General features: G+C 70.5%; 15 protein-coding genes and 1 pseudogene. 12 read left to right on the top strand and 4 right to left on the bottom strand.

Going from position 1 to position 16,411, the window contains the following annotated elements; genetic code table 11:
• Nucleotides 1-102: 102 nt before the first annotated feature.
• Nucleotides 103-960: a LysR family transcriptional regulator gene (locus tag ON29_RS20635; protein ID WP_040868605.1), complete on the bottom strand. Its 858-nt coding sequence runs from the start codon at nt 958-960 to the stop codon at nt 103-105.
• Nucleotides 961-1,072: 112 nt separating this feature from the next.
• Between ON29_RS20635 and ON29_RS20630 the strand changes: the two genes are divergently transcribed.
• The 3 genes from ON29_RS20630 to ON29_RS20620 all read left to right on the top strand — a co-directional run bounded on the left by ON29_RS20630 (nt 1,073) and on the right by ON29_RS20620 (nt 4,474).
• On the top strand, nt 1,073-2,365 hold the full coding sequence (locus ON29_RS20630) for an NAD(P)/FAD-dependent oxidoreductase (protein ID WP_040868603.1): 1,293 nt from the start codon (nt 1,073-1,075) through the stop codon (nt 2,363-2,365).
• A 253-nt stretch (nt 2,366-2,618) separates the two neighbouring features.
• Nucleotides 2,619-3,446: a GNAT family N-acetyltransferase gene (locus tag ON29_RS20625; protein ID WP_040868625.1), complete on the top strand. Its 828-nt coding sequence runs from the start codon at nt 2,619-2,621 to the stop codon at nt 3,444-3,446.
• A 5-nt stretch (nt 3,447-3,451) separates the two neighbouring features.
• A complete protein-coding gene (locus ON29_RS20620) occupies nt 3,452-4,474 on the top strand; it encodes a lysophospholipid acyltransferase family protein (RefSeq protein WP_245549040.1) in 1,023 nt (340 codons plus the stop codon).
• Between the two features lie 310 nt (nt 4,475-4,784).
• On the opposite strand, the gene ON29_RS36000 is transcribed toward ON29_RS20620, so the two are convergent.
• A complete protein-coding gene (locus ON29_RS36000; RefSeq protein WP_040868599.1) occupies nt 4,785-5,120 on the bottom strand; it encodes a hypothetical protein in 336 nt (111 codons plus the stop codon).
• A gap of 240 nt (nt 5,121-5,360) precedes the next feature.
• On the opposite strand from ON29_RS36000, the gene ON29_RS20610 reads away from it, so the two are divergent.
• The 6 genes from ON29_RS20610 to ON29_RS20585 all read left to right on the top strand — a co-directional run bounded on the left by ON29_RS20610 (nt 5,361) and on the right by ON29_RS20585 (nt 13,214).
• Nucleotides 5,361-6,590, top strand: coding sequence for a cysteine desulfurase family protein (locus tag ON29_RS20610; RefSeq protein ID WP_040868597.1), 1,230 nt, complete (start codon nt 5,361-5,363; stop codon nt 6,588-6,590).
• Nucleotides 6,590-7,705: a tRNA 2-thiouridine(34) synthase MnmA gene (mnmA, locus tag ON29_RS20605; protein ID WP_040868596.1), complete on the top strand. Its 1,116-nt coding sequence runs from the start codon at nt 6,590-6,592 to the stop codon at nt 7,703-7,705. Before ON29_RS20610 ends, mnmA begins: the two co-directional genes overlap by 1 nt.
• A 138-nt stretch (nt 7,706-7,843) precedes the next feature.
• On the top strand, nt 7,844-8,929 hold the full coding sequence (locus ON29_RS20600; protein ID WP_373283895.1) for a methionine synthase: 1,086 nt from the start codon (nt 7,844-7,846) through the stop codon (nt 8,927-8,929).
• A gap of 359 nt (nt 8,930-9,288) precedes the next feature.
• Nucleotides 9,289-11,403 carry an NAD-dependent DNA ligase LigA gene (gene ligA / locus ON29_RS20595; protein WP_040868594.1) on the top strand — a complete coding sequence of 705 codons (2,115 nt, stop codon included), beginning with the start codon at nt 9,289-9,291 and terminating at the stop codon, nt 11,401-11,403.
• A 69-nt stretch (nt 11,404-11,472) separates the two neighbouring features.
• On the top strand, nt 11,473-12,168 hold the full coding sequence (locus ON29_RS20590) for an SDR family NAD(P)-dependent oxidoreductase (RefSeq protein WP_040868592.1): 696 nt from the start codon (nt 11,473-11,475) through the stop codon (nt 12,166-12,168).
• Nucleotides 12,165-13,214, top strand: coding sequence for an S-adenosylmethionine:tRNA ribosyltransferase-isomerase (locus ON29_RS20585; RefSeq protein ID WP_040868590.1), 1,050 nt, complete (start codon nt 12,165-12,167; stop codon nt 13,212-13,214). Before ON29_RS20590 ends, ON29_RS20585 begins: the two co-directional genes overlap by 4 nt.
• Here the strand turns inward: ON29_RS20585 and ON29_RS20580 are convergent.
• A complete protein-coding gene (locus ON29_RS20580; protein ID WP_157172841.1) occupies nt 13,201-13,554 on the bottom strand; it encodes a hypothetical protein in 354 nt (117 codons plus the stop codon). The two genes, ON29_RS20585 and ON29_RS20580, sit on opposite strands and share 14 nt — an antisense overlap.
• Nucleotides 13,555-13,769: 215 nt before the next feature.
• On the opposite strand from ON29_RS20580, the gene ON29_RS20575 reads away from it, so the two are divergent.
• The 3 genes from ON29_RS20575 (at nt 13,770) to ON29_RS20565 (ending at nt 16,045) form a co-directional block, all read left to right on the top strand.
• On the top strand, nt 13,770-15,014 hold the full coding sequence (locus ON29_RS20575; RefSeq protein ID WP_040868586.1) for an AAA family ATPase: 1,245 nt from the start codon (nt 13,770-13,772) through the stop codon (nt 15,012-15,014).
• Nucleotides 15,015-15,034: 20 nt separating this feature from the next.
• Nucleotides 15,035-15,358, top strand: coding sequence for a hypothetical protein (locus tag ON29_RS20570; RefSeq protein WP_040868584.1), 324 nt, complete (start codon nt 15,035-15,037; stop codon nt 15,356-15,358).
• A gap of 153 nt (nt 15,359-15,511) precedes the next feature.
• On the top strand, nt 15,512-16,045 hold the full coding sequence (locus tag ON29_RS20565; RefSeq protein ID WP_083863899.1) for a GNAT family N-acetyltransferase: 534 nt from the start codon (nt 15,512-15,514) through the stop codon (nt 16,043-16,045).
• A gap of 212 nt (nt 16,046-16,257) precedes the next feature.
• Here ON29_RS20565 and ON29_RS37180 read toward each other — a convergent pair.
• Nucleotides 16,258-16,411: pseudogene (locus ON29_RS37180) on the bottom strand (amino acid-binding protein); the annotation flags it as partial.

Here is a 16,411-nt window from a genome sequence, read left to right as displayed (position 1 = left end):
GACCGTCGCCGTGGCATATTTCGCGAGGTCGGTGATCGCGGCCGGGGACAGCACGCGGCCGACGTCTCGCGGCGATGACCTCCGGAGGGCGAATGACCGTGCTCAGCAGCGGTGCAGCGCCAAGAGCAGGGTGTCCAGGATCGGTGATCGCCTGGCGTCGGCGCGCAGTACCGCCGAGACCGGGATGCGCAATTTGGATTCGGCCAGCCGCAGCACCACCAGTCCCTCGGTGGTGCTCTCGGCGTACAGGACCGTCCACGCGTCGGGCCGGTTGATCAACTCCATCGTCGCCGTGTGATCGGGCGGGATCGGCGGTCCGAACGTCGGGCCGGTGGGCAGTTCGGCGAAGGCGTTGCGGATCACGGTGTGCAGCAGGACCTGTTCCTGCTCCGGCGGCAGAAGCAGCGGATACGAACTCAGGTCCGCCAGGGTCACCGTGTCTCTGGTCGCCAGCGGATGTGCGCTGGAAGTGGCGATCACGAGGTCCTCGACCCAGAGTTGCTCCACCACGAGGCCCGGCTGGTCGACGCGGCCGCGGATGAGCGCCAGATCACAGTCCCCGTCGGCCACCGCGGTGATGCGCTGACGGAAAGGTTTGATCACGAACTCGATCTCCGCCTCGGGATGCGCGGCGCGCGCTCCCGCGATGGCCGACAACGAGCGGGTGGCGAAGGACATGTTCGCGGCCAGCCGGATGCGCGGACCCACCGTTCGCACGGCGGCCCGGATCGCCGATTCCAGGCTCAGCATCTGTTTCGCCAGGGGAAGTAGCCGGGCGGTCGCGTCGGTGGGGACAACCGAGCGGGTCGAGCGCTCGAACAGTTGCACGCCGAGGTCGCGCTCGAGCCGGGAGATCTGATGGCTGATCGCCGACTGCGAGATGAAGCACCGCGCCGCGGCGCCGCTGAAGCTGAGCTCCTCGCACACCGCGACGAAGTAGGTGAGCTGCCGAAGTTCCACAGCGACCTCCTATTAATTACGAATCGAGATAAGACTCATCTGAATTATGCGCCCACACACCTGAAATATCCGTCCTCCGGATCGCGGTTGGTAATGAGAGAAGGAGGCTGTCATGCAGTACGTGGAAGCGGGAATCGAAACCGCGGGTGTCGTCATTGTCGGATCGGGGTTCGGCGGGCTCGCCGCCGCCAAGCAGCTGGCCAAGTCGGGGGTGGACTATGTGCTGATCTCCAGCACGCCCGAGCATCTGTTCCAACCGCTGTTGTACCAGGTAGCGACCGGTGTGCTCGCATCGGATGAGATCGCGCCGCCGATCGCGGGGATTCTGCGCCGCCACCGCGAGGCGGATGTGCGCCTTGGCACGGTGGTCGACATCGATCCCGACCGGGCCGTCCTCACCTACGAGCACGAGGGCGAGCGCCACCGGATCCGTTACGGCTCGCTGATCGCGGCCACCGGGGCCAGCCAGTCCTACTTCGGCCGGGACGATTTCGCCGAGAAGACCTTCTCGCTCAAGACCATCGACGACGCGCGGCGCCTGCGCGCGCAGATCCAGCGCGTCTTCACCGAAGCCGCGCAGGCCGACGAGCAGACCAGGCGCAGGCTGTTGAGCTTCGTCGTGGTCGGCGCGGGGGCGACCGGCGTCGAGGTGGCGGGCCAGCTGAAGGAGCTGGCGAAACGGTATTACCACCAGGAGGTCTCGGTCACGCTCGTGGAGGGCGCGGGCGAGGTGCTTCCGCCGTTCGGGGGCGGGCTGTCGGAATACGCGAAGAAGTCGCTCACCCGCAGCGGCGTGGATGTGCTGCTCGGCACCTTCGTCACCGACATCGAGCACGGCAAGGTCACCGTCAAGAGCGCCGACGGGGTCGAGCACGGTATCGCGGCGGAGACGGTGGTCTGGTCGGCGGGCGTGCAGGCGGGCGGGTTCGCGAAGATCCTGGCCGAGGCCACCGGCGTGGCGACCGACCGGGCGGGCCGGCTGCTGATCAACCCGGACCTCACCGTCGGCGGTTACGCCGACATCTACGCCATCGGCGACATGACCTCGCTCAACGGCTACCCCGGCCAGTCGCCGGTCGCCATGCAGGAGGGCAGGCACGCCGCCGACATCATCCGCCGCAAGAAGCAGCCCGGCACCCCGTTCACCTACTGGGACAAGGGCAGCATGGCGGTGATCAGCCGGTTCAGCGCCGTGACGAAGCTCAACGAGCGCATCACCTTCCGTGGCGTCGTCGCCTGGGTCATATGGCTCGCGGTGCACTTGTTCTATCTGGTCGGCTTCCGCAACCGCTTCGCCGCGGTCGCCTCGTGGTTGGTCGCGTTCATCGGCACCGGACGTCCCGGTTTCGCCGAAGAGGAGACGACCGCGCCGACGGTACGCGCGTCAGGAAGCCGCGCGGCCTGAGTACTTCCCGCACCTGACGAATCGCGCTGCTTCCAGCCGGAGGCGGCGCGATGCCCGGTGCGCGGCGCGGCGGCCGAAAACGGCGAACAGCGCGACAAACCGCATGTCGGAAGCGTTTGCGATGCCGATGGACGAACACGGTGGAACCGTTCGGTGAACGCTCGGTGTGACCGCCGTCTCGTTAACCCAACCGGCATCGCGGCGACACTTCGAGGTTGCTGAGGCGCATTGTCGGACTGGCTTCATCATGGATATGACTATTTCGTCCGTGTTGACAGCCCCGGCTCGAGCGACGGACTCCGGGGAGGGGCGGCCGCGCTACTCGCTGGTGGTCTCCTCCGACCGCGACCACCGTGTCGCCGCACAGCGCCTGCGCTACAACGTGTTCGCGAACGAGCCGGGCTTCCGGATCCCGGATGCCGGAACCGGCCTGGACGCCGACCGATTCGACGAGCACTGCGACCACATGCTGGTGCGCGACGACGCCAGCGGCGAGTTCGTCGGCTGCTACCGGATGTTGCCGCCGGACCGAGTCGCCGCCGCGGGCGGGTATTACACGGCGACGGAATTCGATCTCGCCCAACTGGATCCGGAGGGGATGCGGATCGTCGAGATGGGCCGCGCCTGCGTGGTGCCCGACCACCGCAACGGCTCGGTGCTCACGCTCATGTGGGCGGGCATTCTGCACTACATCCAGCTCACCGGCTACGAGTGGGTGATGGGCTGCGTGTCGGTGCCGATGCAGGACAGCCCGGCCGACCCGCCCGGGGTGAACGTGCGCGGCGTGCGCGACATGCTGCTCGGCAGGCACGCCTCCGACCCGGAGCGCCGGGTGCACCCGCACAACCCGGTGATCGTCGACGGCAAGTCCCTGGACGAACTGACGCCGCCGTCCCGGCCGAAGCTGCCCCCGCTGGTGCGCGGGTACCTGCGGCTGGGCGCGGAGGTGTGCGGCGAACCCGCGCACGATCCCGATTTCGCGGTCGCCGACTTCGTCGTGCTGCTCGGGTTGGACACCATCAACACCCGCTACCTCGACCGACTACAAGACGCGGCCGCGTCGCTCGACGGGGGACGGTGAGGACCGTGGTTTTCGATGCGCCGCCCGCGATGTCCACCGCGCACGCTTGGATGCCGTCGAGCCCCTGCGGGCCCGGCTGCCTGGATTCGACCGATGGGGTCGGACCGGCGCGGGTGGCCGCCCGGTTGGCCGGGGTCGCCGGACTGCTGCTCAGCTTCCCGTTCGCGAACGCGGTGACACCACGGGGCAAGCGCGTGCCGTTGCAGCGCGGCTACGCTCGCCTGCTGCTCGGTTGCCTGGGCATGCGGCTGCGGATCGTCGACAACGGAGGGGTCGTGAACGAGCGCGGTGTCGTCGATGAGGGCGACGCCGCGCTCGCACCCGCGGGCTTCGGGACGGCGGGCCGTGGCGTGCTGATCGTCACCGGGCACATCGGCTGGACCGACATCGTCGCGCTGGCCTCGGTGCAGCCACTCGGCTTCGTGGCCCGCGCGGACATGGTGGACTGGCCGCTGATCGGCAAGCTCGCCAAACTGATGCGGGTGATCCCGATCGAGCGCGAGAGCCTCCGGCAGCTGCCCGGCGTGGTGACCGCGGTGGGAGCGCGGCTGGCCGCGGGCGAGCGGATCGGCGTCTTCCCCGAGGGCACCACCTGGTGCGGCCGCGCCTACGGCACCATGCGTTCCGCGCTGTTCCAAGCGGCCGTGGACACCGGCACCCCCGTGCAGCCGGTGCGATTGCGGTACCTGGACCGGCACGGCGTGCCGTGCACGGTGCCCGCGTTCGTCGGCGCCGACACCTTCGCCTCTTCCGCGCGGCGGGTGCTGCGCTCGCGCGGGATGGTCGCCGAGGTGGTGCTGGAACCGGTGCTGGAACCCGGCACGGACCGGCGCGAGCTGGCCCGCCGCTGCGAGGCCGTCGTCCGCGGGACCGCGGTGTCGCGCCGTGGTGCAGTCGAAACCACGGAGTGGATCGAGGCCGGGCACACGCGGGTGCAGGATCCGTCGCTCGCGGCCGACGCCCCCGAGGTACGCAGGCCACGCCGCGCGATGCTGCGCGGCCGCCGGAGCGCCGCCGCCGCGCAGTAGCGACTCGGGAACTCGATGGCCGAGACGCCCTGGTCCGCGACATCGCTCTTCCCGAGGCACTGCCGCCGCTCTTCGAGCCGGGTCCCGCACTCGCGGCCATCCGGATGCGCCGGTGCCGCGCCGTGCTCGCCTCGCATATGCCGCGCCGCGGCCACACGCGGTAGGCACGGAGCGGTTACCAGCGGACTACGGCCCCTGGCGTCCGGGCCACGCCATTACCGAGACACGCGGTGGAACCGTATTCGGAGCTGGCTCCACACAGTTTCCGGGGCGAGCCGATGTCGGCCCGCCCCGGGAACAGTGGAAGAACTCAGAAGCCGCTTCCGGTCGGCGGGCGGAAGCCGTTGTGCCAACCGGGCCTGCCGTGGTCCCAGTCGTCGTGGCGGTCGCGGCCGCGGAACCAGTCGTCGTGACGTCCCCGGTCCCAGTCGTTGTGCCGTCCGTTGTTCCAGCCGTCGTGACGGTGACCACCGTGGCCGTTCCCGGGGCGGCCGTGCGCCGCGTCGACCTGGTCGGCGGGCTCGAGCACGATCGGGGCGGCGAGCGCGGGCACCGCGACGGCGGTGAGCGGCATCAGGGCGAGTACGGACGCGGCGGCGGCGCGTGCCAGTACACGTCGCGTACGTCCATGGGTGCGTGGGTCCATCGGAACTTCCTCACTGATCGATTCGTCCGGTAGTCGACCGCCCGGCGTCCCGGTCCCGGATCCGGCTTGCGAACGGACCGACCGGCGATCAATACGTTGAACAACGTACCGCTATTCAGCGGTACATTCAATAGGTGAGAACCCTGAGATCCGGCCGGTCGCACGGCTTTCGCGGCCCCGCGCGGGCGCGCGAGCAGGGGGGAATAACCGGCTCACCGTGACGGCTATCCTTAACTGGTCATGAAGTCGGCTTTTTCGGGTCCGGTCAACGGTGCTGCGCCCCACACGGTCTACCTCGATCACGCGGCCACCACACCGATGCTGCCCGCGGCCATCGAGGCGATGACGGCTGCCCTGCGCACCACGGGCAATGCCTCATCCCTGCACGGCTCGGGGCGCGCCGCCCGGCGGCTGCTCGAAGAGGCGCGCGAGTCGATCGCCGCCGACCTGGGCGCCCGGCCCTCGGAGGTCATCTTCACCTCCGGCGGCACCGAGAGCGACAACCTGGCGGTGAAGGGCATCTTCTGGGCGCGCCGCGACGCCGATCCGCGCCGCAACCGGATCATCGCCAGTTCGATCGAGCACCACGCGGTGATCGATGCGGTGGAGTGGCTGGAGCGGCACGAGGGCGCCGAGGTCACCTGGCTCCCGGTGGACGCAGAAGGGATGGTCGCGCCCGGCGCGCTGCGCGCCGCGTTGGCCGCGCATTCCGACGATGTCGCGCTGGTCACCGTGATGTGGGCGAACAACGAGGTCGGCGCCATCCAGCCGATCACCGAGCTGGCCGCCGTGGCAGCGGAATTCGGCGTGCCGATGCACAGCGACGCGGTGCAGGCGGCGGCGCAGCTGCCCATCGATTTCGGCGCGAGCGGTCTTTCCGCCGCCAGCTTCGCCGGGCACAAGGTGGGCGGACCGCACGGCGCCGGGGTGCTGCTGCTGGGCAGGCAGGTGCCGTGCGTGCCGCTGCTGCACGGCGGCGGCCACGAGCGCGACCTGCGCTCGGGGACATCGGACACCGCGGCGGCGATCGGGCTGGCCGCGGCGCTGCGCCAGACCGCGGTCGAACTGCCCGTCCGCACCGCCGAACTCGTCGCCCTGCGGGACGCGCTGATCGACGGGATCCGCGCCACAGCGCCCGACGCGGTGCTCAACGGCCCGCCGGGCGAACGGCGTCTGCCCGGCAACGTGCACGTCACTTTTCCCGGCTGCGAAGGGGATTCGCTGCTGATGCTGCTGGACGCGGCGGGGATCGAATGCTCGACCGGTTCGGCGTGCACCGCGGGCGTCGCCACGCCCAGTCACGTGCTGATCGCCATGGGCGTCGAGCCGTGGCAGGCGCGCGGCTCGCTGCGCTTCTCGTTGGGGCACACCTCGACGCGCGCCGACGTGGACGCCGTGCTGAAAGTATTGCCGCAGGTGGTGGAGCGGGCCAAGGCCGCGGGCCTGGCCGGTGCGAAAGGAGGTGTCTGATGCGGGTACTCGCCGCGATGAGCGGTGGTGTGGATTCGGCCGTGGCGGCGGCACGTGCCGTCGACGCCGGTCACGAGGTGGTCGGCGTGCATCTGGCGCTGTCGGCGACACCGGGCACGCTGCGCACCGGATCGCGCGGCTGCTGCTCGAAGGAGGACGCCGGTGACGCCCGGCGCGCCGCCGACGTGCTCGGCATCCCGTTCTACGTCTGGGATTTCGCCGACCGCTTCAAAGAAGACGTCATCGATGATTTCGTCGCGGCCTACGCGGCGGGTGAGACGCCCAATCCGTGCCTGCGCTGCAACGAGAAGATCAAGTTCTCCGCGCTGGCCGACCGCGCGGTGGCGCTCGGCTTCGACGCGGTGGTCACCGGGCATTACGCACGGCTCGAGGACGGCGTGCTGCGCCGCGCCGTCGACGCCGACAAGGACCAGTCCTATGTGCTGGCGGTGCTGACCGCGCAGCAGCTTTCGCGCGCGATGTTCCCGGTGGGCGACACCCCCAAGCCGCGGATTCGCGCCGAGGCGGCCGAGCGCGGCCTCGCCGTCGCGAACAAGCCGGACAGCCACGACATCTGCTTCATCCCCTCCGGCGACACTCGCGCGTTTCTCGGCGCGAAGATCGGCATCCGGCCCGGCGCGGTCGTCGACGCCGACGGTCAGGTGCTCGCGCGGCACGAAGGGGTGCACGGGTTCACCATCGGCCAGCGCAAGGGATTGGGATTGCCGGGTCCGGCCGCCGACGGCAAACCGCGTTACGTCACCGGCATCGATCCCGATTCCGGCACGGTGCACGTTGGCTCGGCCGAGGACCTGCGGGTCCGGACGATCGAGGCGGAGCGCGCGATCTGGACCTCCGGTTCCGCGCCCACGGGCCCGATCGAGTGCGTGGCGCAGGTACGCGCGCACGGCGGCACCGCGCCCGCGGTCGCCGAGTCGGTCGATGACGGACTGATCGTGCGGCTGCGTGAGCCGCTGACCGGCGTCGCGCGTGGCCAGGCGGTGGTGCTCTACCGTCCGGACCCGCACGGCGACGAGGTGATCGGCAGTGGGACCATCTCCGGTACCGTGCGGGAACCTGTCGCGAGCGAAACGGGGGCCGAGGCGGCGCGGTGATCCGGCCCGCCCGGCGCGGCCTCCGGCGCCGTCCTCTCCCGCGCAGCCCCTTGTGGCGCGGGGACCGAAAGACCCTGTAGCTGTTGCGGACGACGGAATCCCGGAATGGCGGAATCGAACGGACGGAGTACGGCGACAGTGGACGAGACCGGCACGGATGATGTGACGCGAGACGGCGGAACGGACGTGGCGACCGAGCCGGTGCGCCTGCGGGGCGGCATCGCCACCGGTGTCGGCTCCTGGCCGGGCGCCGACTCGCGCGAGGCCGCCGCGACGATCGTCGGTGAACTCGGCGAGCTACCGCATCTGGTGGAATTGCCCGGTCGCGGCGCGGGCGCGGACTTGATCGGCCGGGTCTCCGCGCTGCTGGTGGATCTGCGATTCGACACAACGCCCAGGGGCTACCGGCTCGCGCCACGCCCGGGTGCGGTCTCGCGGCGGGCCCATGACCTGCTGCGGACCGATCTGGACGCGCTCGAGGAAGCGTGGGAGAACGCCGGTCTGTCCGGTCGCGGCCATCCGGTGAAGGTGCAGGCTGCGGGCCCGCTGACGTTGGCCGCGCAGGTCGAGCTGCCCGGCGGTCATCGCGTGCTCACCGATTCCGGCGCGGTGCGTGACCTCGCGGAATCCTTGGCCGAGGGGTTGGCGCAGCACGTGGCGGAGGTGCGCAAGCGGCTCGGCGCGCAGGTCGTCTTGCAGTTGGACGAGCCGTCGCTGTCGGCGGTGCTGGACGGCTCGCTGCGCGGGGTGAGCGTGCTGAACACCGTGCGCGCCCTGCCCGAGCCGGAAGCGCTGGCCCTGCTCGACACTGTGATCACCGCCCAGTCCGCGCCGGTGCTGGTGCACAGCTGCGCGGAGCCGCCCGCGCTTGGCCTGTTGCGCCGCAGCGCCGCCGACGCGATCGGTTTCGACCTGAGCACGATCGGCACCGAGCAGCTCGACGATGTCGGAGAGGCACTGGAAGCGGGCAAGCAACTGATGCTCGGCGTCGTCCCGACCAAGGCACCGGCCACCGAGGTCACCTGGCGGACCTTCGCCGAGCCGGGCGTGCGGCTGATCGATCGGCTCGGCTTCGGCCGCCGCACGCTGGCGCAACGGGTGGCGGTCGGTCCGGCCTGCGGTCTGGCGGGCGTCCCGCTGGAGTGGAGCCGAAGGGCGCTGCGCCTGGCCACGGAGGTCGCGCGCGCGTATGCCGAGGAACCGGAAGAACTTTCGTTCTCCTGATGTCCGGGGGCGTGCGTCGCTCGATGCGCGGTGGTTCCTGACGAGCGCAGCCGCCGAGTGACTCCCGCGGGGCGCGGGCGCACCAGGATCCGCAGCGCTGGAACGACTACCTCGCGAGCATCCCGCCGGAGAATCACGGGCCCGGCCCGGCCGTTCGGTCTTCGCGATCGGTGCCCCCGTCCGGCGGCGCTGCCCCACCGCTCCGAACGGCATGTCGTGGTCTCGCGGAGAGCGCCATCGATTCCGCCGCTTCGTTGCCGGGCCGGGGAAACGGACCGGCCGGAATCCGTGCCCGAGAGTGCGGCGACGTGCGCGAACACGGCGCTGTGCTGTCGGTGGCCTCCGCTAATGTGCGTTGGGTGAGTGACAGCGACAGCGCGGCGGCCCCGGCGTCGGCAGAGCAGCGGGTGGAGTGGCAGCGACTCGCGGACGAGGTGCGTGAGCATCAGTTCCGCTACTACGTCCGGGACGCGCCGATCATCTCCGACGGCGAGTTCGACGCGATGTTGCGGCGGTTGCAGGCCATGGAGGACGAACATCCGGACCTGCGCACGCCGGATTCGCCGACCCAGCTCGTCGGCGGCGGCTTCGCGACCGACTTCACCGCCGTCGACCACCTCGAGCGGATGCTGTCGCTGGACAACGTGTTCGACGTCGACGAGCTGCGCGCCTGGGCCGCGCGGGTGGAGGCGGAGACGGGGCCGGACCTGCACTACCTGTGCGAGGTGAAGATCGACGGCGTCGCGCTGAACCTGGTCTATCAGAACGGGCGGCTGGTCCGCGGCGCCACTCGAGGCGACGGACGCACCGGCGAAGACGTGACGCTCAACGCGCGCACCATCGATGACATCCCCGGCGAGCTGACCCCCACCGAGGAATTCCCGATCCCGCGGTTGCTGGAGGTCCGCGGCGAGGTGTATTTCCGGCTGGAGGATTTCGAGACGCTCAACGCCGCCATCGTGGCCGAGGGCAAGCCGCCCTACGCCAACCCGCGCAACACCGCCGCCGGGTCGCTGCGGCAGAAGGATCCGTCGGTCACCGCGCGGCGCAGGCTGCGGATGATCTGCCACGGCTTCGGCCGGATCGAGGGCTACACGCCGACCTCGCAGTACGAGGCGTACCGCGCGCTCGCCGCGTGGGGTCTGCCGGTGTCCGAGCACACCAGGCGGGTGCAGGGCATCGACGCGGTGATCGAAAGGGTCGCCTACTGGGGCGAGCACCGGCACGACATCGAGCACGAGATCGACGGCCAGGTGATCAAGGTCGACGAGACCGCGCTGCAACGCCGCCTCGGCTCCACCTCACGCGCCCCGCGCTGGGCGATCGCCTACAAGTACCCGCCCGAGGAGGCGACGACCAAGCTGCTGAACATCCAGGTGAACGTCGGCCGCACCGGCCGGGTGACGCCGTTCGCGGTGATGGAGCCGGTGTCCGTCGCGGGATCCACTGTCGCGATGGCCACCCTGCACAACGCCGCCGAGGTCAAGCGCAAGGGCGTGCTGATCGGCGACACGGTCACCATCCGCAAGGCGGGCGACGTGATCCCCGAGGTGCTCGGGCCGGTGGTGGACGCGCGTCCCGAAGACGCGCGCGAATTCGTCATGCCGACGCACTGCCCCGAGTGCGGCACCGAACTGCGCCCGGAGAAGGAGGGCGACGCCGACATCCGCTGCCCGAACCAGCAGTTCTGCCCGGCGCAGTTGCGCGAGCGCGTCTATCACGTGGCCGGCCGCGGCGCCTTCGACATCGAGGCCCTCGGGTACGAAGGCGCGATCGATCTGCTGAAGTCCGGCGCCATCACCGACGAGGGCGATCTCTTCGACCTGGACGAGGCGGCGCTACTGACCACCTCGCTCTACGCCAACAAGAACGGCAGCCTCTCCGCCAACGGCAAACGGCTGCTGGAGAACCTGGCCGTGGCCAAGGACCGACCTTTGTGGCGGGTGCTGGTCGGCCTGTCCATCCGGCACGTCGGGCCCACCGCGGCGCGGGCGCTGGCCGCCGAATTCGGCAGCCTGGACCGTATCGAGCACGCGTCGGGAGAAGAACTGGCCGCGGCCGACGGCGTGGGCCCGACCATCGCGGCCGCGGTGGCGGAGTGGTTCACGGTGGACTGGCACCGCGCCGTGGTGGCGAAGTGGCGGGCAGCGGGTGTGCGGATGGAGGATGAACGCGACGAATCCATCGAGCGCAACCTGGAGGGCCTGTCCATCGTGGTGACCGGCTCGTTGCAGGGCTTCACCCGCGACGGCGCCAAGGAGGCGATCCTGATGCGCGGCGGCAAGGCCGCTAGCTCGGTGTCGAAGAAGACCGCGTTCGTGGTGATCGGTGACGCCCCCGGATCCAAGGCCGCCAAAGCGGAGGAACTCGGTGTGCCGATCCTCGACGAGGAGGGGTTCCGGCGGCTGCTGGAGGGCGGCCCTGTAGCGGTCGCGCCGGAGACGGCCGCGGAGGATGCCGAAGCCGAGGAGTGATCGGCGCTTGACCTGAAGGACCGTTGAGGTATGAGGATCGACTGGTAGGCGACTACCAGGAGGTCCATCATGTCTCGTCCTACCGCACTGGTCACCGGCGCGTCGGCCGGATTCGGCGCGGCCCTCGCGCGGGCGCTGATCGAACAGGGGTGGCGGGTGCTGGGGACCGCGCGTCGTGCCGACCGGTTGACGCGGGTGGCCGCCGAACTCGGACCGGAGTTCCGCGCGATCCCCGGTGACGTCACCGATCCCGCGGATCGCGCGCGGCTGGCGGATGCCGCGCGCGCTGCGGGTGAACTGGGCTTGGTGGTGAACAACGCCAGCCGCCTCGGTCCGAGTCCGCTGCCTCGCCTCGCGGACTATCCGCTCGAGGAATTCGAGCGCGTACTGCGCACGAATGTGCTGTCGCCACTGGCGATTCTGCAATGCACGCTGCCGCTGCTGCGCCCGGGCGGCGCCGTGGTGAACATCAGTTCCGACGCCGCGTCGGAGCCGTATCCCGAATGGGGCGGATACGGGTCGTCGAAGGCGGCGCTCGACCAGCTCACCGCGATACTCGGGGCGGAGCATCCGGACCTGTCGATCTACGCGTTCGACCCGGGTGACATGCGCACCGAGATGCATCAGGCGGCGTTTCCCGGCGCCGATATCTCCGACCGGCCGGAGCCCGCGACGGTGGTACCCGCGCTGCTGCGGCTGCTCGCGGAGAAACCCAAGAGCGGGCGGTATGCCGCAGCGGATTTCGTGGCCGGACGGGCGTCATGACGGTGCGCACCACCCTGCCGTCCTTCGACCTGTCCCCGGAACGCAATGCCGCCGTCCCGCCCGAGGCGCGGGGGATCGCGCGCGACGACGTCCGCCTGCTCGTCGCCGATGGGGAACTGACCCACGGCATGTTCCGTGAGCTACCGGACCGGCTGCGCCCCGGCGATCTCGTGGTGGTGAACAACTCGGCGACGATGTCGTCGGCAGTCGACGCCACGCTGGAGGGCGAGCCGGTGGTGCTGCACTTCTCCACTTGGCTGGACGACGGCCGCTGGGTGATCGAGGTCCGGACGACGCGGCGCACCCCCTATCCGGCGCAGCGGCTCTCGTCCGGGACCGTGCTGCGACTCCCGGGCGCCACGGCCACGCTGGGCACGCCCTGGCTGCCGGACGGGCGACGTCTTTGGAGCGCGGACGTCACCACCGACGTGCCTCGGTTGCTGGCCGCGCACGGCAGACCGATCACGTATTCGTATGTGCCGCAGCGATGGTCGGCCTCCTATTACACGACGGTCTTCGGCCGGGTGCCGGGCAGCGCGGAAATGCCCAGTGCGGCGCGCCCTTTCACCGAGCGTCTGGTGCTGGATCTGATCGCCGCGGGTGTCGCTCTCGCGCCGATCACCCTGCACACCGGGGTCTCCTCACCAGAAGCGGGGGAACCGCCGAGCCCCGAGCGGTTCGTCGTGCCGCCCGCTACGGCGCGGCTGGTGAATGCCACGAAAGCCGCGGGTGGACGCGTGGTCGCGGTCGGTACCACGGTGACGCGGGCGCTGGAAACCGCCGCCGACCCCTCGGGCCTGGTGCACGCCTCGCGCGGATGGACGGACGTGGTGCTCGGAGTGGATCGCCCGGCCCGGGTGGTGGACGGCCTGATCACAGGCTGGCACGCGCCCGGCGCGTCACATCTGGATCTCCTGGTCGCGGTGGCGGGGGAGGAAACCGTCGCCGCGGCCTACGCCGCAGCCGTGGACACCGGCTATCTGTGGCACGAGTTCGGCGACAGCGCGCTGCTGTTCGGTCCGGGCGGTCGACTCAGCCGACCGTGACCGTGGCGCCCAGCTGACCCGCGATGTCGAATCGTCCGCAGCGGCCGCCGCTCAGGTCGAGCTTCTGGGTGATCAGCTTGCCGCGGCGATTCTTGAACGTCGCTTCGGCGGACACGTCGGCGCTCGCGGTCGAGCACACTTTCGACACCACGCCGGGCGGGTCGTAGCTGACCGTCCCGCCGCCCTGGCAGGTGTTCGTGCTGTTGGCCAGGAATACGCGCGCGGAGCCCTCCGGACACGGCGCGTCCGCCACCGCTTCCGGCGCCACGACCAGCGTGCCGAGCGCGAGCGCGGCGATCACCGAGCTGCCAACCACAAGACGACGAACCGTCGGTTCCATCGATACCCTCATCCCATCGAACATTCCGGCAGTACGCCGCGAAACCACCGCAGCGTGCAGGCATGCTAACCCGCTATCACCGGGCTTGTCCCGGCGACCGATGTGTGGCTGCCGCGAGTCCGGGGGCCTGCTCGCGCGAGGCGGTGTGCGGCGCGGATCGCGGGTGTCAGCGGGGTGATGTCGCCCGAGACGGGAGCGGACGGAAGTATGGCGGCATGCTGCGCAGTTTTCAGGTGACCAATCACAGATCGCTGGCCGATGAGCAGGAGCTGCGGCTGACCAAGGGGAGCGGGCCGGTGGCCGTGCCGGTGACCGCTGTGCACGGCGGCGCCGCTGCGGGAAAGACGAACCTGATCGACGCGCTCGGGCAGATGCGCGACGCGGTGCTGCACTCGGTGACGGGATGGGATCCGTACGCGGGTCCGGTGCGTGCCCCGCATCTCGGATTCCCGGAGCGGCCCTCGGAATTCGTGGCGTCCTTCGTCGCCGAAGGCGTGCCGTATACCTATGGTTTCCGGCTGGACAACGCCGATGTGACGGCCGAATGGCTGCACACCCAGCCGCGCTCGCGCAAGCGAATCGTGTTCGAGCGCAGCGGCGAACAAATCAAGATCGGCCCGATGTTCGAAGCGGCGCGGTACGGGATCACCGCGCTGGCTCCGCTGGTCCGTCCGAACGCCCTGCTGCTCAGCCTCGCGGGCCAGATGTACTCCGACGCGCTGGTGCCCGCCTACCGATGGTTCGAGTCCATGCTCGAGGTGCAGCGCGGTCCCGCCGAACCCGACGCCATCGCCCACCGGCTGGGCAGCCACATCTCCCGCTCCCCGGACAACGCGGTGCGGCTGCTGATGCTGCTGCGTACGGCCGAGCTGGGCATCACCGATCTGCTCGTCGCCGAGCCCGACCCCCTCTACGCCGATTACCTGCGCGAGCTGGACGCCGACATCATCGGCCTCGGCAAACAGATCGACCTGTGCGCCACCTCGCCCGGCTATGCCGACCAGTTGCTGCGCGACAACGGCCTGACCACCGTGCTGCTCGAGCGCGAGCTGACCAACCTGAAGGCCGCGCGCGACGCCCTGTACGCGCGGATGGTGGCACGGCGCGGGGTCGGCCTGAACCTCGTGCACGACGGCATCGACACTCCGTTCGGGATCGCCGACGAATCCTCCGCCACGCTGTCGTTGCTGCGGGTGCTGCCAGCCATGCTCGACGCGCTGGACGCGGGCCGCGTGCTCGCCGTCGACGACATCGGCGCGTGCCTGTCGGCCGAGGAGACCGATCGGTTGATCCAGCTGTTCCAGAACCCGGAGACGAATGCGCGTGGCGCTCAACTGATCTTCACCACCGACAACCGGATGCTGATCGATCGGGGCAACGGGCGCTCGCAACGCACCCGCATGTCGGTCTGGCAGGTCCGGCGCACCGGCCGGGGCACCAGCGAGCTCGCCCCGGTGTGACGCGCACCTAGCATGGGGACATGCTGGAGTTCGTCGCGCTGGTGACCCTGACCGCGGTGCTCGTGTCGCTGATCGTGTTCGCGATCCGCGGCAGGCGGGGCTATCAACCGGCGAACCCGGAGGAGGGGACGCTCTACATCACCGGTGTGAGCCCGCGCCCCGACGCTCCCGGCGAGCAGTACGTGACCATCACCGGGAACCTGACCGGTCCTTCGGTCTCCGGCAAGGTCGTGTACGGCCGCTTCGTGTGGGACACGAGTTCCTGGCCGGAGACCGGCGATCTGCTCCCCGTCGTCTATCCGCCGGGCAAGCCCGATCGCTGGCAGATCGCGCGGTCCGGCTGAGCGTCCTCCGCGCACCGCCGCCACGCCGCACTCGGGGCAGCGCGGTCGCGCGAGGTGGACGCGCCACAGCCCACGTGATGCGACGGGAGATACCGGCTACGGATCCGCGGGAGGGACGGACGTGCCGTAGACCACGTCATGGTCGATGGCATCATGCCGGGTATGGATGTGCGGGACGCGGGCGTCGTCGTCCGGGAGGCGCGGCCGGACGAGTACGACGCGGTCGGCGAGCTGACGGTGGAGGTCTACGTCGGCGAGGGCTTCGTGGAGGCCGGCAGCTGGTACGCGGGCGAGCTGGCCGACGCAGGCCGCCGTGCCGGCTCCGCCCGGATCCTGGTCGCCACGCACGCGGGCCGGATCGTCGGCTCGCTCACGGTCGCACCGGCGGGCAATCCGTACGCGGAGATCGCGCTGCCGGGTGAACTGGAATTCCGCATGCTGGCTGTCGCGAAGTCCGCGCGCGGACTCGGTGCGGGAACGGCTCTGGTGCGCACGGTGATCGATCAGGCTCGCGCGGAAGGCCGCGCCGCGGTGGCTCTCACCACCATGCCCGCCATGGTCGACGCCCGCCGGATATACGACCGCTTCGGCTTCCGTCCGGTGCCGAGCCGCAACTGGCGCACCAGCGCGGGGGAGCTGCTGCACGTGCTGCGGCTACCGCTCGACCCTTCCGGTGAATCCGTCTGAAGATCTATCGATTTCGGGCCCCGGACGCGGCGTTCGCCGACAGCGCTCGGCCGTGTCGTGTAGCGGCTGCGCCCCCGGCGTGCTGTCCGGCGGAACGATCCTGCCCGACTCGACTGGGCGGCATCCACCGCGCCGGGACCGGGACGAGGTAGGCGGCGAGAGTTCGCATCGGTGTGCGCTCGGGGCGCGAAACCCGCGGCGCCGCCGCGGAATCAGCCGAGGACGGTGGCGACGATCCCGGAGAGGTAACCCAGCCGGGCCACCTCGGACGGCCGGAAGTCGGGGCCGCCCGGCCGGCCGAGCAGCAGCACCTTGCCGGTGTTGCCGAGCGGAGCGGCGGCCAGTTTGGTGTCCATGTCGCGCCAG

It is taken from the genome of Nocardia exalbida NBRC 100660, from assembly GCF_000308575.1.
In the GTDB taxonomy this organism is placed as follows: domain Bacteria; phylum Actinomycetota; class Actinomycetes; order Mycobacteriales; family Mycobacteriaceae; genus Nocardia; species Nocardia exalbida.
Note: the sequence above shows the minus strand (reverse complement) of the source record. Positions and strands in the feature narration are given on the sequence as shown.